Annotated in this window: 20 protein-coding genes and 1 pseudogene; 10 read left to right on the plus strand and 11 right to left on the minus strand. The window is 74.4% G+C overall.

Annotated features, from left to right (window positions below; genetic code table 11):
• Positions 1-72: 72 nt before the first annotated feature.
• Together AC1C2V_RS05245 and AC1C2V_RS05250 are read right to left on the minus strand one after the other, a co-directional pair.
• On the minus strand, positions 73-555 hold the full coding sequence (locus tag AC1C2V_RS05245) for a DUF456 domain-containing protein (RefSeq protein ID WP_495388539.1): 483 nt from the start codon (positions 553-555) through the stop codon (positions 73-75).
• 28 nt (positions 556-583) lie between these two features.
• Positions 584-952 (minus strand): hypothetical protein, encoded by a 369-nt coding sequence (locus tag AC1C2V_RS05250; protein WP_495388540.1) that lies wholly within the window; start codon positions 950-952, stop codon positions 584-586.
• Between the two features lie 402 nt (positions 953-1,354).
• Between AC1C2V_RS05250 and AC1C2V_RS05255 the strand changes: the two genes are divergently transcribed.
• The 4 genes from AC1C2V_RS05255 to AC1C2V_RS05270 are packed head-to-tail and all read left to right on the plus strand — an operon-like array spanning position 1,355 to position 6,112.
• Complete coding sequence (locus AC1C2V_RS05255; protein ID WP_495388541.1) at positions 1,355-3,082, plus strand: nitrite/sulfite reductase; 1,728 nt, start codon at positions 1,355-1,357, stop codon at positions 3,080-3,082.
• Complete coding sequence (locus tag AC1C2V_RS05260) at positions 3,079-3,933, plus strand: phosphoadenylyl-sulfate reductase (RefSeq protein WP_495388542.1); 855 nt, start codon at positions 3,079-3,081, stop codon at positions 3,931-3,933. Before AC1C2V_RS05255 ends, AC1C2V_RS05260 begins: the two co-directional genes overlap by 4 nt.
• Positions 3,930-5,282 carry a uroporphyrinogen-III C-methyltransferase gene (gene cobA, locus AC1C2V_RS05265; RefSeq protein ID WP_495388543.1) on the plus strand — a complete coding sequence of 451 codons (1,353 nt, stop codon included), beginning with the start codon at positions 3,930-3,932 and terminating at the stop codon, positions 5,280-5,282. Before AC1C2V_RS05260 ends, cobA begins: the two co-directional genes overlap by 4 nt.
• Before the next feature lie 56 nt (positions 5,283-5,338).
• Entirely contained in the window at positions 5,339-6,112 is a 774-nt protein-coding gene (locus AC1C2V_RS05270; protein ID WP_495388544.1) for a sirohydrochlorin chelatase, read from the plus strand.
• Here AC1C2V_RS05270 and AC1C2V_RS05275 read toward each other — a convergent pair.
• Both AC1C2V_RS05275 and AC1C2V_RS05280 read right to left on the minus strand, forming a co-directional pair.
• Entirely contained in the window at positions 6,078-6,761 is a 684-nt protein-coding gene (locus AC1C2V_RS05275; protein ID WP_495388545.1) for a LuxR C-terminal-related transcriptional regulator, read from the minus strand. The genes AC1C2V_RS05270 and AC1C2V_RS05275 overlap by 35 nt on opposite strands.
• Positions 6,758-8,074, minus strand: coding sequence for an ATP-binding protein (locus AC1C2V_RS05280; protein ID WP_495388546.1), 1,317 nt, complete (start codon positions 8,072-8,074; stop codon positions 6,758-6,760). Before AC1C2V_RS05280 ends, AC1C2V_RS05275 begins: the two co-directional genes overlap by 4 nt.
• A 137-nt stretch (positions 8,075-8,211) precedes the next feature.
• On the opposite strand from AC1C2V_RS05280, the gene AC1C2V_RS05285 reads away from it, so the two are divergent.
• Both AC1C2V_RS05285 and AC1C2V_RS05290 read left to right on the plus strand, forming a co-directional pair.
• Positions 8,212-9,702 (plus strand): PspC domain-containing protein, encoded by a 1,491-nt coding sequence (locus tag AC1C2V_RS05285; RefSeq protein ID WP_495388547.1) that lies wholly within the window; start codon positions 8,212-8,214, stop codon positions 9,700-9,702.
• Complete coding sequence (locus tag AC1C2V_RS05290; protein WP_495388548.1) at positions 9,699-10,226, plus strand: hypothetical protein; 528 nt, start codon at positions 9,699-9,701, stop codon at positions 10,224-10,226. The genes AC1C2V_RS05285 and AC1C2V_RS05290 overlap by 4 nt, the downstream gene beginning before the upstream one ends.
• On the opposite strand, the gene AC1C2V_RS05295 is transcribed toward AC1C2V_RS05290, so the two are convergent.
• The gene (locus AC1C2V_RS05295) at positions 10,212-10,925 is read right to left on the minus strand and encodes a hypothetical protein (RefSeq protein ID WP_495388549.1); all 714 of its coding nucleotides are present in this window, start codon (positions 10,923-10,925) and stop codon (positions 10,212-10,214) included. The two genes, AC1C2V_RS05290 and AC1C2V_RS05295, sit on opposite strands and share 15 nt — an antisense overlap.
• A 127-nt stretch (positions 10,926-11,052) precedes the next feature.
• On the opposite strand from AC1C2V_RS05295, the gene AC1C2V_RS05300 reads away from it, so the two are divergent.
• Positions 11,053-12,249, plus strand: a complete 1,197-nt coding sequence (locus tag AC1C2V_RS05300; RefSeq protein ID WP_495388550.1) for a glycosyltransferase family 4 protein — start codon at positions 11,053-11,055, stop codon at positions 12,247-12,249.
• 317 nt (positions 12,250-12,566) lie between these two features.
• Here the strand turns inward: AC1C2V_RS05300 and guaA are convergent, their stop codons facing one another.
• The 3 genes from guaA to AC1C2V_RS05315 are packed head-to-tail and all read right to left on the minus strand — an operon-like array spanning position 12,567 to position 15,546.
• Positions 12,567-14,162, minus strand: coding sequence for a glutamine-hydrolyzing GMP synthase (guaA, locus tag AC1C2V_RS05305; RefSeq protein WP_495388551.1), 1,596 nt, complete (start codon positions 14,160-14,162; stop codon positions 12,567-12,569).
• A gap of 41 nt (positions 14,163-14,203) precedes the next feature.
• On the minus strand, positions 14,204-14,869 hold the full coding sequence (locus AC1C2V_RS05310; RefSeq protein WP_495388552.1) for an OmpA family protein: 666 nt from the start codon (positions 14,867-14,869) through the stop codon (positions 14,204-14,206).
• Complete coding sequence (locus AC1C2V_RS05315) at positions 14,866-15,546, minus strand: hypothetical protein (protein ID WP_495388553.1); 681 nt, start codon at positions 15,544-15,546, stop codon at positions 14,866-14,868. The genes AC1C2V_RS05310 and AC1C2V_RS05315 overlap by 4 nt, the downstream gene beginning before the upstream one ends.
• Positions 15,547-15,759: 213 nt before the next feature.
• Here AC1C2V_RS05315 and AC1C2V_RS05320 point away from each other — a divergent pair.
• Positions 15,760-16,349, plus strand: a pseudogene (locus AC1C2V_RS05320) (thiazole synthase); the annotation flags it as partial.
• 83 nt (positions 16,350-16,432) lie between these two features.
• Here AC1C2V_RS05320 and AC1C2V_RS05325 read toward each other — a convergent pair.
• On the minus strand, positions 16,433-17,677 hold the full coding sequence (locus AC1C2V_RS05325) for a ThiF family adenylyltransferase (protein ID WP_495388554.1): 1,245 nt from the start codon (positions 17,675-17,677) through the stop codon (positions 16,433-16,435).
• Positions 17,674-18,069 (minus strand): DUF3817 domain-containing protein, encoded by a 396-nt coding sequence (locus AC1C2V_RS05330; RefSeq protein WP_495388555.1) that lies wholly within the window; start codon positions 18,067-18,069, stop codon positions 17,674-17,676. Before AC1C2V_RS05330 ends, AC1C2V_RS05325 begins: the two co-directional genes overlap by 4 nt.
• A gap of 75 nt (positions 18,070-18,144) precedes the next feature.
• On the opposite strand from AC1C2V_RS05330, the gene AC1C2V_RS05335 reads away from it, so the two are divergent.
• Both AC1C2V_RS05335 and AC1C2V_RS05340 read left to right on the plus strand, forming a co-directional pair.
• Positions 18,145-19,908, plus strand: a complete 1,764-nt coding sequence (locus AC1C2V_RS05335) for an ABC transporter ATP-binding protein (protein WP_495388556.1) — start codon at positions 18,145-18,147, stop codon at positions 19,906-19,908.
• Positions 19,905-21,659, plus strand: coding sequence for an ABC transporter ATP-binding protein (locus AC1C2V_RS05340; protein ID WP_495388557.1), 1,755 nt, complete (start codon positions 19,905-19,907; stop codon positions 21,657-21,659). The genes AC1C2V_RS05335 and AC1C2V_RS05340 overlap by 4 nt, the downstream gene beginning before the upstream one ends.
• A 97-nt stretch (positions 21,660-21,756) precedes the next feature.
• Here the strand turns inward: AC1C2V_RS05340 and AC1C2V_RS05345 are convergent, their stop codons facing one another.
• Entirely contained in the window at positions 21,757-22,371 is a 615-nt protein-coding gene (locus AC1C2V_RS05345) for a GyrI-like domain-containing protein (protein WP_495388558.1), read from the minus strand.
• Between the last annotated feature and the right edge of the window lie 5 nt (positions 22,372-22,376).

Raw genomic sequence — 22,376 nt, forward strand, 5'->3', positions numbered from 1 at the left:
GTAGGGACAGTAGGGACAGACCTGGGCGCGCAAACATCGCGGGTGAGCCCGCGTCGGGTCGGTGTGCCCGCGTCAGGTCACGCCCAGCCCGACGACCCACACCACGGTCGCCACCAGGCCGCCGGAGAGCTGCACGCCGATGGTGATGAGCGTGGCCTTGAGCGCCGCGCGCGTGGCCGCCCAGGCAATGGCCGGGTCGCGCCGTCGGGCCAGCTCGACCAGGAAGATCGCGCCGGCGAAGAAGAGGAAGAGCCCCACCACGGGCACCACGAAGAAGCCCACGATTCCCGCCAGGCCGGCGATCGCGAGCGTGCCCCAGGGCACCTCCGCCCGGCGCATGTGCCGGCCGGCGAGCAGCCACTGCCCGGTCTCGGCGAACACGACGACCACCGCGGCGATCGCGAAGCAGACCCACGCGGCGGTGCCGCCGGTGACCCACGCCCACACGAGGATGCTGCCCAGCACGAGCACGTTGCCGGGCAGCACCTGCACGACGATGCCGACCAGGCCGACGGCGATCGTGAGGCCGACCAGGACCTCCCCCAGCGCGCTCATCCCGGCCGCCCCGAGAAGCCCTGCGGGCTCAGTTCCAGAAGACCGCGACCAGGATGTTGACCAGCGTCAGCGCGCCGATCGAGTGCTTGAGCGCGGGGGTCACGGCACCCGTGCCGTTGTCGCCCTTCGAGCCCTGGCGCTTGGCGACGAACGCAAGGATCGCGATGATCAGCGCGATGACGAGCTTGACCGTGAGCTTCATGCGATCGACATCCGGGCCCGCGGTGCCCGACTCGATCAGTCCCATCATCACGATTCCCGACACCAGCGCCGTCGCCGCGCCGTGGAACACCCCGCGGTACAGGCCGGGGCTCTTCAGGGACGCGACGTAACCGCCGATGACGATCGCCCAGCCAACGAAGTGCAGAGCGACGAAGACGTTATAGAGGAACTCCATGCGGTCAGCCTATCCGCGCGCGGTCAGGGATCTGACACAGGTGTCCGCAACCGGCCGCACATCACATCGCGGCACCGTTCGGCAAGCCGCCCACGGCGCGTCCCAACATGTGGTCCCAGCATGTGGACCCGGTATCGCGCGATGCCACCCCCAGCGGTTACCGTCGTCGCCATGACCACGGCCCCGCACCGCCTCCTCGTGACGACTCGTCACGGGATGCCGGCGTGCGCCGACCGCGGCATGCGCAGCTGTCTGTGCTGCTGTCGCTGATCGCGCCCTACCTCAGCCCCGCCGCGGACTCGCGGCCCTGAGCACCGGCGCGCGCCGTCGGTCCTCAGCCCACCCCAGCTGAGTCGCTCGTCGTCGCGCGTCCCGCCCTCCGAGGACCCGAGGATCCCCCTGATGACGACGCAGGCCACCGCACCCTCAGCCGCCTCCGGCCCCGCCCGCCCGGGCCGCCCCCCGCGCACCTCCCGCCCCCACGGACAGTGGAAGGTGGACGGCACCGCCCCCCTCAACCACAACGAGGAGTTCAAGCTGGAGGCCGCGCCGCTCGGGGTGCGCGAGCGCATCGAGACGATCTACGCCCACGAGGGCTTCGACTCCATCGCCGACGACGACCTGCACGGACGATTCCGCTGGTGGGGCCTGTACACGCAGCGCAAGCCCGGGATCGACGGCGGGCGCACGGCGACGCTCGAGCCGCACGAGCTCGAGGACCAGTACTTCATGCTGCGGGTCCGCTCCGACGGCCTGGCCCTCGACCCGGCCGCCCTGCGGGTGCTGGGCGGCATCTCGGCGGACTTCGGCCGCGGCTCCGCCGACATCACGGACCGGCAGAACATCCAGTACCACTGGATCGAGATCGAGAGCATGCCGGAGATCTGGCGCCGCCTCGACACCGTCGGTCTGGAGACGACCACGGCCTGCGGCGACTCGCCCCGCGGCTTCCTCGGCAGCCCGGTCGCGGGCGTCGCGGCGGACGAGATCATCGACCCCACCCCCGTGATCCTCGAGATCAAGCGCCGCTACATCGGCGACCCGGAGCTGGCGAACCTGCCCCGCAAGTTCAAGACCGCGATCACGGGCCACCCGAGCCTCGACGTGGTGCACGAGATCAACGACATCTCGCTGGTCGGCGTCGTGCACCCGGAGCTCGGGCCCGGCTACGACCTCTGGGTGGGCGGCGCACTGTCGACCACGCCGCGCCTCGGCGAGCGGCTCAGGGTGTTTGTCACCGAGGACCAGGCACCCGACGTGTGGCACGGCGTCATCCGGATCTTCCGCGACTACGGGTACCGGCGCCTGCGCAACAAGGCCCGCCTGAAGTTCCTCCTCGCGGACTGGGGCACCGAGAAGTTCCGCGAGGTGTTGGAGACCGAGTACCTCGGCTACGCGCTGCCGGACGGCCCGCCGCCCGCGCCGGCCACCCGCCCCGGCGACCACGTGGGCGTGCACGAGCAGAAGGACGGTCGGTTCTACGTCGGAGCGGCGCCCGTCGTAGGCCGCGTCGGGGGCGACACGCTCTCCGGGCTGGCCGACCTCATCGAGCAGGTCGGCGCGGACTCCGCCCGGCTCACCGCGCACCAGAAGGTCGTGGTCCTCGGCGTTCCCGGTGACCGCGTCGACGAGCTGCTGGGCGGCCTCGAGCCGCTCGGCCTCACCGCCCGCCCCAGCCTGTTCCGCCGCTCGACGATCGCCTGCACGGGCATCGAGTACTGCAAGCTCGCGATCGTCGACACCAAGGACACGGCCGCGCGGGTGATCGGCGAGCTGGAGGAGCGACTCGGGGACGTCACCTCCCGGATCGACCGCCCAATCGACCTCAACGTCAACGGCTGCCCCAACTCCTGCGCCCGCATCCAGACGGCGGACATCGGGCTCAAGGGCCAGATCATCACCGTGGACGGCGAGCAGATGCCGGGCTTCCAGGTGCACCTGGGCGGCGGCCTCGTCGGCGCGGGGCGCGACGCCGGGGAGCTCGGGCGCACGGTGCGCGGCCTCAAGGTGCCGGCCGCAGACGTCGGCGGATACGTCGAGCGCGTGGTGCGCCGGTACGACGCCGAGCACGAGGGCGACGAGACGTTCGCGCAGTGGGCGCACCGGGCTGACGAGGAGGCGCTGCGATGACGGCCGTCGAGCTGTCCACCCCGCTGACGTTGCAGCCCGCCTCCCTCACCGGCAACGACCGGGTCGCCCAGGTGCGCGCGCGGGCGGCCGCGCGCGAGGAGTCCCGCGCAGCCCGACGGCAGGCCCGCTCCGCCCGGGGTCGCCGTTCCGCCGAGGAGCTGCGCCACGTGGTGGAACGCGGCCAGGCCCAGCTGCACGCCGACGGCGACCGGCCGGAGGCCACGGCCGAGGAGGTCGTGGCGTGGGCGGTCCCCGAGTTCGGCCCGTTCCTCGCGGTCGCGTCGTCGATGCAGGACCTGGTGCTCGCGCACCTGGTCTCCCGGCAGCTCCCGTTCGTGGACGTGCTCTTCGGCGACACCGGCTACCACTTCGCCGAGACGCTCGGCACGCGCGGCGCCGTCGAGATCGAGATGGACGTGGACGTCGTGGACGTGCGGCCCGAGCTCACGGTGGCCGAACAGGACGCCGCGCACGGCCCGCGCCTGCACGACCGCGACCCGGAGGCCTGCTGCGCGATGCGGAAGGTCGCGCCCATGCGCAGGACGCTCGAGGGCTACGAGGCGTGGTCCACGGGCGTCCGACGCAGCGAGACCGCGGCCCGCGCCAACGCGCCGCTGGTGTCCTGGGACGGGCGCAACGGCGTCGTCAAGATCAACCCCCTCGCGGCGTGGACCGACGAGGAGGTCGAGGAGTATGCGCGCCGGCACGGCGTCGTCGTCAACCCCCTGCTCGGCGACGGGTACCCGTCGGTGGGCTGCGAGCCCTGCACGCAGCGCGTCGCGCACGGCGAGGACTCCCGGGCAGGCCGCTGGGCGGGCCGGGACAAGACCGAGTGCGGCCTGCACGGATGAGCGTCCGCAGAGCGTCGGCGGCAGCGCACGACACGTATCCCCTGGGCCTGCGGGTCGCCGGCCGCCTGGTGATCGTGGTGGGCGGGGGCCAGGTCGCACTGCGCCGGGCGCGCAGCCTGCTCGCGGCCGGGGCGCGCGTGCGGATCATCGCGCCCGACGTCGTGCCCGAGCTCGCCGCGCTCGGTTCCGCGGGCACGATCGAGCGCGTCACGCGCGGCTACTGCGACAACGACCTCGACGGCGCCTGGCTGGTGCACACCGCCACCGGCGACGCCCAGGTGGACGCCCGTGTGGCAGCCGACGCCGAGCTGCTGCGCACCTTCTGCATCACCGCCGGAGACGCGGCGCTCGGCACCGCGTGGGTGCCCGCCGTGGCGCGCACCCCCGTCACCGACGCCGCCGGACGACCGGGCGGGCATGTCACCGTGGCCGTCACCGCCGGCCGCGACCCGCGCCGCGCGGTCCGCGTGCGCGACGCCGTCGCGGCCGGGCTCGACGACGGCAGCCTGCCGCTGCGCGCGGTGCGTCCCGGCCCGGCCCACTCCACCGAGGCGCCCACCGGCGGCGTGGCGCCCCGGCCGGGCCGGGTGGCCCTCGTCGGCGGCGGGCCGGGGGCGGCAGGGCTGATCACCGTGCGGGGCCGCCGCCTGCTCGCCGCAGCGCACGTCGTCGTCGTGGACCGCCTCGCCCCCCGGGGCCTGCTGGCCACGCTCGGCGACGACGTCGAGGTGGTCGACGTCGGCAAGACGGCCGGCCACCATCCCGTGCCGCAGGAGGAGATCTCGGCGCTGCTGGTGGAGCGCGCGCTCGCCGGGCGGGACGTGGTGCGCCTCAAGGGCGGCGACCCGTACGTCTTCGGGCGCGGCGGCGAGGAGCTCGACGCCTGCCGCGCCCACGGCATCGAGGTCGAGGTCGTCCCGGGGGTGACGTCCGCCGTGTCGGTGCCCGCCGCCGCCGGGATCCCCGTGACCCACCGCGGGCTCGCCCGCGGGTTCAGCGTGCTCACCGGGCACGACGACGTGGGTCATGTGCCGGGCGGTACCGACCACACGCTGGTGCTGCTGATGGGCGTCACCCGCCTCGCGGACACCGCCCGCGCGCTCGTCGAGGCGGGTCGGCCGGCGTCCACGCCCGTCGCCGTCGTCGAGGACGGGTTCCGCGCACGGCAGCGCACCACGGTGGGTACGCTCGCGGACATCGCCGAGCGGGCGCGCGCGGTCGGCGTGCGGGCCCCCGCCGTGACCGTGGTGGGCGACGTGGTACGCCGCAGCCCGGCCTGGGCGGGGCCCGCGACCGCTGACGTTGCCGCCGCTCACGCGGTCGTCACACCCGCCGTGAGGTCGTCGTGACGACGGTTCGCACACGCGAAACCGGGCCGGTCGACGCGCGCCCTAGGGTCGCGGGCATGATCTCGCCCGCGCTGCTCGCCATCTCGCACGGCACCGCGTCGGCCACCGGCGCGTGGGCCGTCGCGGCGCTCGTCGACGCCGTCGCGCACCGGCTCGACGGCGAGGCCGCCGTGCACGGCGGCTTCGTCGACGTGCAGCAGCCCGACGTGCCCACCTGCCTGTCCGGTCTCGCCGGCGATCCCGCGGTCGGCACGGTCGTCGTCGTGCCGCTGCTGCTCTCGGCGGGCTACCACGTGCACGTGGACCTGCGCGAGGACGTCGATGCCGCCGTCGCGCAGGGCGAGGACGTGACGCTCGGCGGCGCGCTCGGGCCGGACGAGCGGCTCGTGGACGTGCTCGAGCAGCGCCTCGTCGGGGGCGGGCACCGGGAGGACGACGTCGTGGTGCTGGCGGCCGCCGGGTCGAGCGACGCCCGTGCCGTCGCCGACTGCGAGGCCACCGCGGCCCGCCTCGCCGGGCGCATCCGGCGCCCGGTGCCCGTCGGGTACATCGCCAACGCCACGCCGCGGGTGCACGAGGTCGTCGACGCCGCGCGCGGGGGGCACCCCGGACGACGGGTGGTGGTCGCGTCGTACCTGCTGGCCCCCGGGTCCTTCGCCGACCTGGCGGCGAAGGCCGGCGGTGACGTCACGACGCCGCCACTGCTGGTCGCCCATGACGAGGCGCCTTCGGGGCTGGTCGACGTCGTCGTCGACCGCTACCGCACCGCTGGTTGGGCTTGCACCGGCGAAGTCGTCAGAGCAGCCGGCGCGCCGCCGCCCAGCGCGTGAGCTCGTAGCGGCTGGAGAGCTGCAGCTTCCGCAGCACGGCCGACACGTGGGTCTCCACCGTCTTGATGGAGATGAACAGCTCGCTTGCCACCTCGCGGTAGGAGTAGCCGCGCGCGATCAGCCGCATCACCTCCTGCTCGCGCTTGGACAGGCGATCCAGCTCGTCGTCCGCGACGGCGACGTCGCCCGCCGCGGTGCCGAACGCGTCCAGCACGAAGCCCGCGAGCCGCGGCGAGAAGACCGCGTCTCCCCCGGCCACGCGTACCACGGCGCCGGACAGATCGGACGCGGAGATGTTCTTCGTGACGTACCCCCGCGCGCCCGCGCGGATCACGGCGACCACGTCCTCCGCGGCATCCGACACGGACAGCGCGAGGAACTTCGTCTCGGCCAGGAGGTCCGCGCAACGCCGCACGACCTCCGCGCCGCCGCCGCCGTTGCCGCCGGGCAGGTGCACGTCGAGCAGCACCACGGGCGGGCGGTGCTCGTGCACGACGGCGACGGCCTGGTCGACGTCTGCCGCCTCGCCCACCACGTCCACGCGGCCGTCCAGGCTGGCCCGCACCCCGGTGCGGAACATGTGATGGTCGTCGACGAGGACGACCGGCACCGGCCCGGTGGGCGGCGTCGCGGCGGTGGGAGTGGTCACGTGCGTGCTCCTTCATCGATGTCGGTGTCAGTGCCGGAGGCGGTGGGCTCGACCGGCGGGGTGGGCTCGGTGGCCTCGTCGCCGTCGCGCGGCATGCGCAGCCGCACCTCGGTGCCCCAGCCGGCGCGGCTGGAGACGTCGGCGGTGCCCCCGCGGCGGTGTACCCGCCCCAGGATGGACTCGCGCACGCCGAACCGGTCGGGCGCGATGTCGTCCATCTCGAAGCCGTCGCCGCGGTCGCGGACGAACACCTCGACCGCGGCGTCCGTCACCTCGACGTAGATGGTCACGGGCGGGCGGCCGTGCACGACGGCGTTGACGAGCGCCTCGCGCGCCGCCTGCAGCAGCGCCGACGTCGCCTCGGTGGGGACGCAGTCGCCCACCACGACCGTCTCGACCTCGACGGCGCGCCCGTCCTCGACCTCGCCCACGAGGGTGCGCAGCTCGGCGGCGAGGGACGTGCCCGGCTCGGTGCGATCCGTGTACAGCCACTCGCGCAGCTCGCGCTCCTGGGCACGCGCCATGCGCGCCACCGCCTCGGGGTCGTCGGCGCGCGAGCGGATGAGCGCCAGGGTCTGCAGCACGGAGTCGTGCAGGTGCGCGGCGATGTCGGCCCGCTCGGCCTCGCGCGCGCGGGCGGCGCGCTCGTCGCCGAGCTCGCGCACCAGGCGCAGCCACCAGGGCGCCAGCATGAGCGCCGCCCCGGCGAGCACCGCCAGCGACGCGGCGGCGGCCTGCAGCAGCACCGGCACCGGGGCGTCCTGGCCGATGAGCATGAGGATGCCGGCCATCACGAGGATCACGCCGCCGACCAGGCGCAGCACGAGCGTCGAGCGCCCGGTCCCCGGCGCCCCACCGAGGCGGCCGCGCTGCGCGGCGTCGAGCTGGCTCCAGGCGAGCGCCAGGCCGCCGAGGGCGACGAGGACCGGGAGCACCCACGAGGCACCCACGTCCCAGCCCGCCCGCATGGCCACCAGGATGAACGCGCCCGCGATGAGCGCGGCCCCGATCATGACGTCCCGCACGGGCAGCGCCGCCACCGGCCCGCGCATCCGCAGCCGCGGCGCGAGCCGCTGCAGCGACGTCGGCGTCGTGTCCGCCGCCAGCCGCGGGTCGCCGGACGGCACCGTCACCCACCAGAAGACGTACGCCACCGCGCCCGCCCCGCCCGCGAACGTGAACAGCAGGAAGGCGAGACGCACGACCACCACGGGCAGGCCCAGGTGCGCGGAGAGGCCCGCCGCGACGCCACCGAGCAACCGGCCCTGCGGGGGCCGGCGCAGCGGGAGGCGCGGAGGTCGGTCGGTGGTCACCCTCCCGATCCTGGCACGTCGGGGACACCCCCGGACGCCGTTTCCCGAGGTTTCAGGGTCCCGGGGCGGGGCGATTCAGGGTCCTGTCAGGGCAGCACCCGATGCCGTGGCGCCCGCAGGCTTGCCACGATGGAGCCATGAGCACCGACGACCTCCCCCAGACGCCAGGGCCGCAGCCCGGCGCCGGTGAAGCACCTCCCCGCCGCAACGGCGACGGCTTCTTCGACTCCATCCGCCGCCTGGGCATCAGCCGGTCCGACGACCGCTGGCTCGGCGGCGTGGCGGGCGGCGTGGCCGACCGGTTCGGCCTCGACCCCCTGCTGGTGCGGGGGCTGCTGGTCCTCAGCTTCTTCCTCACCGGCGCCGGCATCGTCATCTACGCGATCGCGTGGGCGCTGCTGCCGGAGCGCAAGGACGGGCGGATCCACCTGCAGCAGGCGTTCCGCGGCGACTTCGACGTCGCCCTCGTCGGGGCGGTCGTCGCCATGGTCGTGGGCTTCGCCTGGGACGACGGCTTCTGGTCGTGGGGCGCCGGCGGCTTCTTCAACTGGGTCGGCGGCGTCGTCTGGGTGGGCGTCTGGGTCGCGATCGTCTGGCTGGTGGTCAAGCTGATCCGCGACCGCAAGCCGCGGTCCGGTGCGCCCGGCGTGCCGCCGACCCCGCCCTATCCCGCCGCGCCCGCTCCCGGCGCCCCCACCGCGACCAGCGGCACGGGACCGGCCGAGCCCTTCGCCCCGGCGCCCCCGCCGCCGTACCTGGCGGCGCCGGCCACGCCCGCCACCGACCCCTCCGCGTCGTCCTCGTACGAGGCCGCCGCGCCCTCCACCGCTCCTTACACCGCTCCCTACACGGCGGCTTCCGCCCCTGTGTCGCCGCCCACTCCCCCGGCAGCGCCCGTGCAGCCGCCGCGTCCCCCGCGTCCCGCCCGCCCGGTACGCCGCGGCCCGGGCGCGGGCGCCATCGGCATCGTGCTCGGGCTCGTGCTGCTCGCCGGTGCGCTGCTCCTCGTCGCCGACCGCGTGGGCGAGCTCCCCTTCCCCCTCGGTCCCACGTGGCTGGGCGCGTCGATCGTCATCCTGGGCGTCGGGCTCGTCGTCACCGGCCTCCGCGGGCGCCGCGGCGGAACCCTCACCTTCGTCGCGACCCTCGCCCTGATCGCGGGCATCTTCACCTGGCCGTTCGCCGGTGGCAGGGACTCGTGGGACTTCTGGGACGACAACTCGCCGGGCATGGGCGCCGCCGCCGTCGTCAGCGACGGCACCCTCACGCCCCGGTCGATCACCGAGGCGGAGGACGGCGTGCGGGTGCGCTTCGGCTCCGCCGTGGTGGACCTCACCGAGCTGGACCTCACCTCCGTGACTCCCGGCGACCCCGTCGTCGTGCCGATCTCCATGACCGCGGGCAGCACCCTGGTGGTCATCCCCGCCGACCAGGCCGTGGAGGCCGCGGTCGAGGTGATCGCCGGCAACGCCACCTGGCGTGCCGACGGCGAGAACCGGTCCGTCAACACGTACACCAACGGCCCGGCGCGGTTCACCACCGACGAGGTGAGCGACTCCGACGGCGCACGCCTGCTGCTCGACGTCGACGTGCGCGCCGGCGACCTGACCATCGAGGAGTCCCGATGAGCGACGACAAGCCCACCCCCCAGGTGCCCGACGACCGGCCGGACGAGACCCAGGCGCTGCCCCCGGCGGACGAGACCCAGGCGCTGCCCCCGGCGGACGAGACCCAGGCGCTGCCCCCGGCGGACGAGACCCAGGCGCTGCCCCCGGCGGACGAGACCCGCGCGTTCCCCGCCGCCGGTCCGGACGACCCGCTGTCCGTCTTCGACCGGCCCGACCTGCCCGCCGAGCCGCTGCCGGAGCCGGTCCTGGCGCCGCTCCCCTCGCCGGACGCCGCCGCGCCGGCACCGGTCCCGACGCCGAGCGTGCCCGAGCAGGAACCGGTCAGCGCCGGGCCGCGCGCGAGCACGATCGTGTGGGGCTTCCTCGTGGCCGCGTTCGGCATCGGCCTGGTGGCCAACGGTGCGGGCGCGCACATCGACGTCGAGCTCGGCGCCATCCTGCTGCTCGCCGCGGCGGGCGCGCTGCTCGTCATCGGCTCGATGGTCAGCGCGGTGCGACGCCGTCGGCGGTCATCGGTCGGCTGACGGCGGGGTTCCCCCCGCCGGCGGCGCCTCGCGGGGCGGCGTCGGCGGGAGCTGCGTCGTCCCACCGTCGGCTCCGCCCCCGCCCTGCGGGGGCGTCGACGGTGGCGCGCTCGGCGGCGGCGCGGTCCGCGTGCTCGGCCGCTCGGGCGGCGGGGCCGGGGTGGTCGGAGACGCCGGACGCACCGGCTCCGCGCGGTGCGCGGCGTGCGACAGGTCGCCGGACGACGAGTACGCGGGCGTGTCGACCACGACCTGCGGCCCGCCGGCCAGCTTGCGCAGGGCGCCCCCGATGAGGATGGCGAGGATCCCCAGCCCGATCACCAGCGCGGACACGCCGAACGCGACGACCGAGGTGAACAGCGAGGCCCGCAAGAAGGACGCGTTCATCACGGTGTCGCGGGTCGGGTCGTCCTGGTCGAGCTCGGCGTAGGTCTGCCCGTCCGCCATCGCAGTGGCGTGCATGTCGATGACGTCGGCCTGCGCGTAGGCGGTGAACGGGCCGGAGACGTGCTGACCGGCGAACCTCCCGCCCAGCAGCGTGGAGTCGTCGGACACGGTGATCTGCTCGTCGGAGAGGGTCTGGGACACCACGACCCACACACCGAGCCCGGCCAGGATCATGATGATCCCGGCGATGATGGTGACCAGGCCGATCCCGCGGACGCCCTTGGCCGGATGGACCGTGACCGTGCTCGACATGTCGCACCTCTCTGGAGTCGGCGGCGCTGCGTGCGCTCGGGTGCCGCTTCTCGAACGGTAGCGCCGGGTCTCGGGGTCGGCGCGGTGAACCCGCAGGTCGTCGCGCCGGCGATGGCAGGATGGCCGGGTGCGCATCACCCACGTCTCCGACTCCTACCTGCCCCTGCTCGGGGGCATCGAGACGCAGGTCGCCCGGCTGGCCCGCCGGCAGGCCGCCGCCGGGCACCAGGTCGAGGTCGTCACGACCACCCCGGCCGCTCCCGGCGCCCACGGCATCACGACCACCACCGACACCGACCTCTCCACCCACGGCGACGGCGCCGGCGTCGTCGTGCACCGCATCGCCGCCCGTGTGCCGGGCGGCTACCCGATCCACCCCCGCTCCTCGCGGCACGTCGTCGCCCGGCTGCGCGCGTTGGAGGCCGAGGGACGCCGCCCCGACGTCGTGCACCTGCACATGGGTGTGCTCGCCCCCACCGTCGAGGCCACCCTGCGGCCGGTGACGCGCCTGGGCCTCCCCGCCCTGCTCACCGTGCACAGCGTGTGGGGCGGCTGGGAGCGGGCGTTCGCCGGGCTGGACCGGGTGGCGGGCTGGTCGGCCTGGCCCGTGCAGTGGTCGGCGGTCAGCGAGCTGACGGCGGCCCCGCTGCGTCGCGTCGTGGGTCGCCGCCTCGGACCGCAGGCAGCGGCGGACCGGGTGTCGGTGCTCGGCAACGGCATCGACGTCGGGGCGTGGCGGCTTCCCCGGGTGGAGCGTGGCGAGCGCGCCGAGGGGCGCGAGGTGCACGTCGTGTCCGCCACCAGGTTCGCGCCGCGCAAGCGCGTGCTGCCGATGCTGGACGCGATCGCGGCCGCGGTCGAGCGGGCGCCGGGGCGGATCGTCGCGACGATCGGTGGCGACGGGCCGCAGCTCGACGAGGCCCGGCGATGGGTCCGCGAGCACGGGCTGGCCGACGTCGTCCGCCTGGTCGGGCGGCTGAGCCCCACCGAGCTGAAGCGCCTGTACATGCGCGCCGACGTGTTCGTGGCCCCCGCCGTGCAGGACGCGTTCGGCATCGCCGCCCTCGAGGCGCAGGCCGCGGGGCTCGCCCTCGTCAGCCGGTCGCAGTCCGGTGTGGCGGAGCGGCTCGTCGACGGCCGCGACGCGCTGCTGGTGGACGACGACGCCGCGATGGCGGCCGCTCTCGTGCGCCTCGCCGACGACCCCGCGCTGCTCGACGCGATCATCGCGCACAACCGCTCGGCCGAGCCCGCGACCTCCTGGCCGCGGGTGCTCGCCGACGTCGACGCCGCCTACGGCAGGGCAGCCGCGCTCGTCGGCTGAGCGTCGCCCCTGGTGACGGCCGGATCGATACCTCGGCGTATCAAGGGCCCGGATGGATGCCTCGTCACACCATGACCGGCGACGAGGGGATCGTGTCTTCAACCCGAAGTACCGCGTCGGCGGCACCGCCGGCACCGCCGGCACCTCGGACAACGAGGGCGGCGCCAACCTGGGCCACGCGAGCGCCATCAGCCCGGTGGAGACCTACAACCAACCACTGCGACGTGCGCCTCGACAACGGCGACAACAAGACCGGGGCCAGCACGCCCGCGCCAACTCCTACCGGATCTCCTGACCCGCAGAGCGACTTCGGGACGTCACTCCCACTCGATGGTGCCCGGGGGCTTGCTCGTCACGTCGAGCACCACGCGGTTGACCTCGCTCACCTCGTTGGTGATGCGGGTGGAGATCACGGACAGCACGTCGTAGGGCAGGCGCGTCCAGTCGGCCGTCATGGCGTCCTCGGACGACACCGGCCGCAGCACGATCGGGTGGCCGTAGGTGCGGCCGTCGCCCTGCACCCCGACGGAGCGCACGTCGGCCAGCAACACCACGGGGCACTGCCAGATCTCGCCGTCCAGGCCGGCCTTCGTCAGCTCCGCGCGGGCGATGGCGTCCGCCTTGCGCAGCGTCTCCAGCCGCTCGGCCGTGACCTCGCCGACGATGCGGATGCCCAGGCCGGGGCCCGGGAACGGCTGGCGGGAGACGATCTCCTCCGGCACGCCGAGCTCGCGGCCGACCGCGCGGACCTCGTCCTTGAACAGGGTGCGCAGCGGCTCGACAAGCTCGAACGTCAGGTCCTCGGGCAGCCCGCCCACGTTGTGGTGGCTCTTGATGTTCGCCGCGCCCTCGCCGCCGCCGGACTCCACCACGTCGGGGTACAGGGTGCCCTGCACGAGGAAGCGGACGTCCTCGCCGGCCTCCCCCGCTTCCTCGATGATGGCGCGCTGGGCGTCCTCGAAGACGCGGATGAACTCGCGGCCGATGATCTTGCGCTTGGTCTCCGGGTCGCTGACTCCGGCCAGCGCCGTCAGGAAGCGCTCCTTCTCGTCGCGGACGATGAGGCGCACGCCGGTGGAGGCGACGAAGTCGTTCTCGATCTGCTCCACCTCGCCCGCGCGCATCAGACCGTGGTCCACGTGCACGCAGGTGAGCTGGTCGCCCACGGCCTCCTGGACCAGCGCCGCGGCGACCGCGGAGTCCACACCGCCGGACAGCGCGCAGATGACGCGCGCGTCGCCGACCTGCGCGCGGATCGCGGCGACCTGGTCGGCGATGACGTTGCCCGGCGTCCAGTCGGGCTCGAGGCCGGCGCCCTCGTAGAGGAAGTGCTCCAGCACCGTCTGACCGTGCGCGGAATGCCTCACCTCGGGGTGCCACTGCACGCCGTACAGGCGCCGCCCCTGGTCCTCGAACGCCGCGACCGGGGAGCCGGACGACGTCGCCAGCACCTCGAAGCCCTCGGGGGCCGTGTGCACGGAGTCGCCGTGGCTCATCCATGTGGTCTGGTGGTCGGGCGTGCCCGACAGCAGCACGCCGGCCTCGCACACCTCGACCTCGGTGCCGCCGTACTCGCGGGTCCCGGTCTGCGCCACCGTGCCGCCCAGGGCCTGCGCCATCGCCTGGAACCCGTAGCAGATGCCGAGCACCGGCACGCCGGCGTCGAAGAGCTTCGGGTCCACGAACGGGGCACCCGTGGCGTACACGGACGACGGGCCACCGGACAGGATGATCGCGGCCGGGTCCTTGGCGAGCATCTGCTCCACCGTCGCGGTGTGCGGCACGATCTCGGAGTAGACCTTGGCCTCGCGTACGCGGCGCGCGATGAGCTGCGCGTACTGGGCGCCGAAGTCGACGACGAGGACGGGCCGAGGCGTGGGCGGGGTGGGCTGGGCGGTGGCGGGGGTCGTCACCGGCCCATCCTATCCGCCGGCGGACCCCGCCCCCGGGCGCCTCAGCCGGTGGGGTAGGTCACCTCGACCCGGCGGTTGAGGGCGCGGCCGGCCGGGTTGTCCTCGCCGGACACCTCGTTCTCGGCCACCGGGTCCGACTCGCCGTGACCCTTGACCTTCAGCGTCAGGTCCGGGCGCTCGGTACCCAGCACGTCCGCGACGGCCTTCGCGCGCTGCTCCGAGAGCTTCTGGTTGCGCGCGTCCCCGCCGATCGAGTCCGTGTGCCCGTCCACGCGGACCGTCGCGTCCTGCGGGACGTCGCCTGCCAGGGCCGCCACCGCGTCCTTCGCGGCGGGGGTGAGCGTGGCCTTGCCGAAGTCGAACAGCAGGTCGGAGGTCAGTGTGACGACCGTGTCGTCCTTCTCCTCGCGCTGCTTCTCGAGCACGGTGGTCGAGTCCTCCGGGCGGAGCGGGAACGTCGAGTCGTCGGCCCGCAGGTCGAACGTCGCGTCGGACGCCCTCTCCGCGGACACGTCCGCCGCCTCGATCCGCGTCGCGTCCTCGGCGAGCCCGTCCTCGGACTCCTGCATCAGCTCCGGGTCGGCGGCCGTGGCACCGGACTGAGACGACGTCGGTGTCGGGTCCGTCGCCGCGAGCGCGGGGGTGGTGCCGGCCGCCGCGAGGGCCAGTGCCGCGGCGAGCGGGACGAGGGCCCGTCGAGCGTTCACTCGGCGCCGCCGTCCGCGTACGTCACCGTCGCGCCGGTGAACAGCGGCAGCCCCTCGGCGGCCAGGACGTCGACCGTCGCGGGCTTGCCCTCCGGAGCGGGCAGCACGGCGGACACCTCGATCGTGCCGTGGTTGGGGAACTTGAAGAAGTGCTGGTCGAGCGGGGACACGAGCATCGACTCCCGGCAGCTCCGCTGCTCGTTCGCGGCGTCCGACGCGCTCTCCGTGTCCGCCTGCCACGCGCCCTCGGTGCAGAACGGCCGATAGGCCTTGAGGGCCTCGCGGTCCGTCACGGTGGTCGAGGGTTCGAGGGACATGTCGTACCAGCTCACGCCCGCGTCGGCCGGCGACGCCTCGTCGTCCCAGCGCAGCGCCCAGCGGACCGTCATCGTGCCGTCGGCGACCTCGACCGCGCGCAGCGTCGTGGTCACTTCGCCGCCCGGGGCGGAGTCCGAGCTGTGCGGGGTAGCGATCTTCTGCTCCGCCATCACCTGGTCGGCCACGGTGGCCGTGCCCGGGCCGGCGGCGGCGTTCTCGGCTGCCGCCGCGGACTCGCCGCCGGTGACCTTGTCCGCGGAGGCCTTGTCCGCGTCGCCGTCGCCGCCGCCCGTGCACCCGGACAGGACGAGCAGCACGCCGGCCAGCAGCAGGGTGGACGTACGAGGACGTGCAGACATGGGCATCTCCGGAGCTGGGGGGTGCCCCGGGCGTCGCGAAGGGGGCCGAGCCCACTGTGACACACGACACCCCGGGGCGGTACCGCACCCGATGGGGAGAACACCCCATCCCGGCCCTCCTGATGCCAGGTCAGGTCAGGCCAGCCGTTCACGCAGCTCGCGCGCCGCGCGCTCGGGGTCGGGGGCCTGCGTGATCGCCCGCACGACGACCGGCTCGGCATCCGCGCGCTGCCCAACACCGCCGGCTGCTTCTCGGTCAAGGAGGCCGTGCTCACCGCGCGGCTCGCGCGCGAGGCGTGCGGCACCGACTGGGTCAAGCTCGAGGTGATCGCCGACGACGTCACGCTGCTGCCCGACCCGATCGGGCTCGTCGAGGCGGCCGAGCAGCTCGTGCGCGAGGGCTTCGTCGTGCTGCCGTACACCAACGACGACCCCATCCTCGCCCGCCGCCTGGAGGACGTCGGGCGCGCCGCCGTCATGCCGCTGGGCGCCCCCATCGGCACCGGGCTGGGCGTGCTGAACCCGCGCAACATCGAGGCCATCGCCGCGGCGGCGCGGGTGCCCGTCATCCTCGACGCCGGGGCGGGCACGGCGTCCGACGCAGCGCAGGCGATGGAGTGGGCTGCGACGGCGTGCTGCTGGCCACGGCCGTCACCCGCGCCGCCGACACGGTGCGCATGGCCCACGCGATGCGCCTCGCCGTGGAGTCAGGTCGCCTCGCCGCCGGGGCGGGCCGCATCCCCCGCCGCGAGGGCGCGCTGGCGAGCTCCTCCCCCGACGGGCGTCTGGACCTCGCGCTCTGACGGTGAATCTGACGGTGAATCTGACGGTGAATCTGACGGTGAATCTGACGGTGAATCTGACGGTGAATCTGACGGTGAAGCAGTCAGACGGCGAGGAGGAGGGCGGAGGCGCCGCCCTCGACGGAGCGGGCGTCGACGCCGGCCCCGCGCACGACGTCGGCCACGCGGGCGGAGCGCGCCCCGGCCGCGCAGACCAACAGCACCGGGCGGTCGGTGGGCAGCTCCGCGATCGCCGCCGCGGCGACGTCGTCGGGGCCCAGGAACTCACCGCTCGGCACCAGGCGGGACCCGGCGACCGGCAGCATCTGGGCCTCCCACTCCTCGCGCACGTCGACGAGCGCGACCGGCCCGGCGCCGGCGAGCAGGTCAGCGGCCTCGCGCGCGGTCACGCTGGCGGGGCCGAGCTCGGCGGCCGGCTCCGACGCGGTGCCCGACGGCGTGGGCAGGCCGCAGAACGCGGCGTACGCGGCGTCGTCGGCCAGCAGCGCGGCGACGGGCGCGCGCGTGGGGTCCGGGCGGACGGCGAGCTGGCGCCACGTGAGGTCGAGGGCGTCGTAGACGGCGATGCGGCCCAGCAGCGTGGTGCCGGCGCCGGTGATCAGCTTGACCGCCTCCGTGGCCATCACCGACCCGACGGTGCCGCACAGGGCGCCGAGCACGCCGCCGGTGGCGCAGTCCGGCACGGTGCCGGGTGGCGGGGGCACGGGGAAGACGTCGCGGTAGGTGGCGCCGCGCTCGCGGCCGCCATCGGCCGGGGGCTCGGCGGACCGCGGCGCGCCCCAGAAGACGCTCACCTGGCCGTCGAACTGGTGGATGGCGCCCCAGACGACGGGCACGCCGAGGATCTCGGCCGCGTCGGAGACGAGGTACCGCGTGGGGAAGTTGTCGGCTCCGTCCAGGACGAGGTCGTAGCCGCGCAGGATCTCGAGCGCGTTCTCGGGGCTGAGGCGTACCGGGTGCGGCACGACGCGCACGTCAGGCGCGAGGTCGGCCAGCCGGTCCCGGGCGGACTCCACCTTGGGCCGGCCGAGGTCCGCGGTGCCGTGCACCACCTGGCGCTGCAGGTTGCTGACGTCCACGACGTCGTCGTCGACGACGCCCAGCGTCCCCACCCCGGCGGCGGCGAGGTACTGCAGGGCCGGGCTGCCGAGGCCGCCCGCCCCCACCACGAGCACACGCGCCGCCGTGAGCCGCCGCTGCCCCTCCGGGCCGATCCCCGGCAGGGGCAGGTGCCGGGCGTACCGCGCGAGGCGGGCGGGGTCGAGCTCCGGGCCGGGCGCGACGAGCGGCGCCAGGTCCGGGACGGCGGGTGCGCTCGTGTCGGTCATGCCGCGTACCGCTGTTCCAGGGCCTGGAGCTTGGCGTCGGCGTCGGCGTGCACACGCTTCTCCAGGATGAAGGACATGACGGGCACGACGCCCGCGAAGACCATCGTCGCCAGGCGGCCGAAGCCCCAGCGCATCTTGGACCACAGGTCGAGCACCGTGACGAGGTAGACGACGTAGATCCAGCCGTGAGCGAACGGCACCCAGCCCATGTAGTCGACCACGACGTCGACCGGGACCACGTACTTGAAGAACATCTCCCCGCACAGGATCAGCAGCATCACACCGGTGAGGATCGCCATGAACCGGTAGCGCGACAGTGCTCCGCGCGCCTTGCGGATGGCGGTCTCGGCCTGGGCCTGGCTGGCTGCTGGGGTCTGCTGCGGCGTGCTCACCTCTGCATCGTAGGTGCGGAACCCGTCCGGTTAATCCGTGGCCCGTGTCGGAGGGCGTTCGTAGGCTGGACGATCGTGCGCCCCCTCCCTCTGGCCGACGTCGGCCGGCCTCCCCTCGCGTCCCCCGCCCGGCTCCTGGCCTGGCAGGGGTGGCGCCAGCGCGACGTGCTCGCGAAGTCCCTGGTGGCGGGCGTGGTGGCGATGCTCGCGTCGGCCGCGGCGCCGCTGCTGATCGGCCGTGCCATCGACGAGGGCCTGAGCCGGGGCTTCGGCCCCGAGCTGTTCCTGTGGTGCGGGGCGATGCTCGCGGCGGCCGCGATCATCGTGGTCTCGGGCATCTTCAACCACATCTGGGACGTGGAGAACTGGGTGCGCGCCTCCCTGTCGTTCTCCCAGCTCATCGGCTATCAGGCGTCGCGCAGCGGGCACGCGATCACGCGCAAGCTGCCCACGGGCGAGGTCGTGGCCGCCGTGGCGAACGACGCGCTGCGCGTGGGCGACATGTTCTCCATGGCCGGCCGGTTCACCGGCGGCGTGCTCGCGTACGTCGTCGTGGTGGCGATCATGCTGTCCCAGCACGTGCAGCTCGGGCTCGTCCTGGCGCTCGGCATCCCGGTCGTCGCGCTGGTGCTCGGCCTGCTGGTCAAGCCGCTGCAGTCGCGCCAGACGACGCAGCGCGAGGCGACGGGCCGGCTCACGTCGCTCGGCTCGGACACCGTGTCCGGCCTGCGGATCCTGCGCGGCATCGGCGGCGAGGACGAGTTCGCCGCCCGGTACGCGCGGCAGTCCCAGGAGGTGCGCCGCCAGGGCGTACGCGTGGCCGTGCTGCAGTCGGTCCTCGACGGGCTGCAGGTGCTGTTGCCTGGCCTGCTCGCGGCCCTGGTGCTGTGGCTCGGCGCCCGGGCGGCCGTGCGCGGGGAGATCACGGGCGGCCAGCTCGTCACCTTCTACGGGTATGCGGCGTTCCTCGCCTGGCCCGTGCAGATGGCCACGCAGATGCTGCAGATGGTGATCCGCGCGGTCATCTCGTCGCGCAAGATCCTCGACGTGCTGCGGGTCACGGAGGCGACGCCGTCGTCCACCGACCCCGCCGACGCGCCCCCGGCCGGGTCCGACCTCGTCGACGAGGCGAGCGGGCTCGTGCTGCGCCCGGGCCGCGTGACCGGGCTGGTCAGCGCCGACCCGGACGCCTCGGCGGCCGTCGCGACGCGGCTGGGCCGGCTCGACGACGAGGCCGAGGCGGCCACGCCCGTCCGGCTCGGCGGCGTGCTGCTCGCCGACCTCGACAAGGACGCCCTCCGGCACCGCGTCGTGGTCTCCGAGGCCACGCCGCACCTGTTCTCCGGCGTGCTCGGCGAGGAGATCGACGCCCGCGGCCGCGCCACCGAGGCGGACCTGATGGCGGCCATGATGACTGCGGACGCGCACGACGTGCTCGACAGCGTGCCGGACGGAATCGCCGGCGAGCTGCCGGAGAAGGGCCGCTCGCTCTCGGGCGGTCAGCGCCAGCGCGTCACCCTGGCGCGGGCGCTGCTCACCGAGCCGGAGGTCCTCGTGCTTGTCGAGCCGACCAGCGCCGTCGACGCGCACACCGAGGCGCGGATCGCCGAGCGCGTTGCCGAGGCCCGCCGCGGCCGCACGACACTGGTGGTCACCGCGAGCCCGCTCGTCCTCGACCACCTCGACGACGTGCTGCTCCTCGACGACGACGGCCGGGTGGCTGCGGGCGGCACGCACGCCGAGCTGCTCGCCCGCCGGGACGCGCACGGCGCCTCCTACCGGGCCGTCGTCGGCCGCAGCATGGCAGAAGATTCCGACCTGGAAGGAGCGGCGCGATGAGCGGCACCGCCAACCCGAACCTGCTCCCGATCGCCGACCGGGCGGAGGTCAACCGCACCGTGGGCCGGCTGTTCCGCCGGCACCGCGGCCAGCTCGGCGGCGTCGGCGTGCTGCACACGCTCGCGGCGCTCGCCGGCCTGGTCGGCCCGTTCGTGCTCGGTCGGATCATCGACCAGATCGCGGACGGCACCACGATCGCCGCGGTGGACGGGCTCGCCCTCGCGCTCCTGATCGCCGTCGTGGCGCAGGCCGTGATCACCCGGTACGCCCAGCGGCTGTCCATGGTGTTCGGCGAGCGGGTCTTCGCGGACCTGCGCGAGGAGTTCATGGACGCCGTGACCCGCCTGCCGCTGTCCGCGGTGGAGAAGGCCGGCACGGGCGACCTCGTCGCGCGCACCACGAACGACGTCAACAAGCTGCAGCACGCCGTGCGCTTCGGCGTCCCGCGCGTGCTCGTGTGCGTCGTGACGATCGCGCTGACGCTCGTGGCGTCGTTCCTCGCCTCGCCGCTCGTCGCGCTGGGGCTGCTGACCGGCGCCCCCCTGATCGCCGTGGCGACACGCTGGTACCTCAAGCGGGCCACGCCCGGGTACCTGCGCGAGTCGGCCGCGTACGCCACGATCAACGGCTCCATCACCGAGGCCGTCGAGGGCGCCCGCACCACCGACGCCCTGCACCTCGGCGCGCGCCTCCGCCGGCGGATCGACCGGGACCTGCGCGAGGCCTTCGACGCCGAGTCGTACACGCTGGGGCTGCGGCTGCGCCTCATCCCGGCGCTCGACGCGGCGGTCGCGATCGCGCCGATCGTCGTCATCCTGTGGGGCGGCTGGCTCGTCTCGCAGGACATGGTGACCATCGGCACCGTGGCGACCATCGCCATGTACGGCCACCAGATGGGCGGCTCGGTGTTCGACCTGGTGTTCTGGCTCGACGAGCTGCAGGTCGCCGCGGTGGCGCTGGCGCGCGTCGTCGGCGTCGGGCTCGTCGGCCCGGACCGCGTCGCGGGCACGGCGGTGCCCACGTCGGAGGACGTGCGGGCCCGCGCGGTGCGGTACGCCTACCGCGAGGGTCACGACGTCCTGCACGGCATCGACCTCGACCTCGGCCCGGGCGAGCGGCTCGCGGTGGTCGGGCCGTCGGGGGCCGGCAAGTCGACCCTGGGTCGCATGCTCGCAGGCATCCACCCGCCCACCGGCGGGTCGGTCACCGTGGGCGACGTGCCGCTCGTCGAGCTGCCCCTGGAGGACCTGCGCCACCACGTCGCGCTGGTCACCCAGGAGCATCACGTCTTCGTGGGCTCGCTCGCCGAGAACCTGCGCCTCGCCGACACGTCGGCGTCGGACGACGCGCTGTGGGAGGCGCTGGGCGCCGTCGACGCCCGCGGCTGGGCGGCGGCGCTGGACGACGGTCTGGAGACCGCGGTCGGATCGGGCGGGTACACGCTCACCCCGGCCCAGGCGCAGCAGATCGCGCTCGCGCGGCTCGTGCTGCTCGACCCGCACACGCTCGTCCTCGACGAGGCCACGTCGCTGCTCGACCCGCGAGCCGCCCGGCACCTGGAGCGGTCGCTCAACGCGGTGCTCACCGGCCGCACCGTGGTCGCCATCGCGCACCGCCTGCACACCGCCCACGACGCCGACCGCGTGGCCGTCGTCGACGGCGGGCGGATCACCGAGATCGGCCCGCACGACGAGCTCGTCGCCGCCGGCGGCGACTACGCCAGGCTCTGGCACAGCTGGCAGCACGAGTGACGCCGAGGTAGTCCCAAAATCGCCGAGGTAGTTCGAACTACCTCGGCGATTTTCGAACTACCTCGGCGATTTTCGAACTACCTCGGCGATTTTGGGACTACCTCGGCGGGGCGACGGGCTGGCGGATGATCGTGCGCCACTTGTCAGGCGCCGCACGGCGCAGGTCGGACAGGTAGACCTCGTGGTGCAGCCCGCGCAGCCGCAGGCCCTGGGCGTCGATGAACGCGTGCAGCCGTTCGATGGTCTCCGGCTCGGTGGCGAACGGGCCGCGGTGCAGCACCTGGGCGGCGTCGCCCTCGTCGTAGCGCTCGAGGCGGACCCGGTCGGCGGCGGGCAGGTCCTTGTCGCGGCCCACGGCGGCCACGACGGTTGACGCGTCCACCTGGTCGACGGCGTCGGGCAGGCTGATCATCAGGGTCCAGCGCCACTCGTCCTTGGCATCCACGCTGAAGCGGCGTATGTCGTCCGCCCACCACAGCCCCTCGAGCGGCATGACGGTGTAGGCGTCCCCGGTGGTCTGCTTGATCGCCGCGCGCAGCGCGTACGCGAGCGGATACAGCGTCTCGACGGCCTCCCGGTACGCGGGCGCGGTGTTCGGGTCGCCCTCGCCGTCCACCATGAGGAACGGGCGGGGCCGGACGCCCAGCAGCGCCGGCGTCGTCGTCGCGCCGTACTGCTCGCGGAGCTCACGCTTCAGGTCGATGCTCACCATCGCCC

The organism is Isoptericola sp. Y541 (assembly GCF_059445465.1).

What these genes read in the sequence shown, in the direction of transcription:
- AC1C2V_RS05245 (WP_495388539.1), bottom strand. Translation starts at nt 555, where the DNA reads ATGAGCGCGCTGGGGGAGGTCCTGGTCGGCCTCACGATCGCCGTCGGC.
- AC1C2V_RS05250 (WP_495388540.1), bottom strand. Translation starts at nt 952, where the DNA reads ATGGAGTTCCTCTATAACGTCTTCGTCGCTCTGCACTTCGTTGGCTGG.
- AC1C2V_RS05255 (WP_495388541.1), top strand. Translation starts at nt 1,355, where the DNA reads ATGACGACGCAGGCCACCGCACCCTCAGCCGCCTCCGGCCCCGCCCGC.
- AC1C2V_RS05260 (WP_495388542.1), top strand. Translation starts at nt 3,079, where the DNA reads ATGACGGCCGTCGAGCTGTCCACCCCGCTGACGTTGCAGCCCGCCTCC.
- cobA (WP_495388543.1), top strand. Translation starts at nt 3,930, where the DNA reads ATGAGCGTCCGCAGAGCGTCGGCGGCAGCGCACGACACGTATCCCCTG.
- AC1C2V_RS05270 (WP_495388544.1), top strand. Translation starts at nt 5,339, where the DNA reads ATGATCTCGCCCGCGCTGCTCGCCATCTCGCACGGCACCGCGTCGGCC.
- AC1C2V_RS05285 (WP_495388547.1), top strand. Translation starts at nt 8,212, where the DNA reads ATGAGCACCGACGACCTCCCCCAGACGCCAGGGCCGCAGCCCGGCGCC.
- AC1C2V_RS05290 (WP_495388548.1), top strand. Translation starts at nt 9,699, where the DNA reads ATGAGCGACGACAAGCCCACCCCCCAGGTGCCCGACGACCGGCCGGAC.
- AC1C2V_RS05295 (WP_495388549.1), bottom strand. Translation starts at nt 10,925, where the DNA reads ATGTCGAGCACGGTCACGGTCCATCCGGCCAAGGGCGTCCGCGGGATC.
- AC1C2V_RS05315 (WP_495388553.1), bottom strand. Translation starts at nt 15,546, where the DNA reads ATGTCTGCACGTCCTCGTACGTCCACCCTGCTGCTGGCCGGCGTGCTG.
- AC1C2V_RS05325 (WP_495388554.1), bottom strand. Translation starts at nt 17,677, where the DNA reads ATGACCGACACGAGCGCACCCGCCGTCCCGGACCTGGCGCCGCTCGTC.
- AC1C2V_RS05340 (WP_495388557.1), top strand. Translation starts at nt 19,905, where the DNA reads ATGAGCGGCACCGCCAACCCGAACCTGCTCCCGATCGCCGACCGGGCG.
- AC1C2V_RS05345 (WP_495388558.1), bottom strand. Translation starts at nt 22,371, where the DNA reads ATGGTGAGCATCGACCTGAAGCGTGAGCTCCGCGAGCAGTACGGCGCG.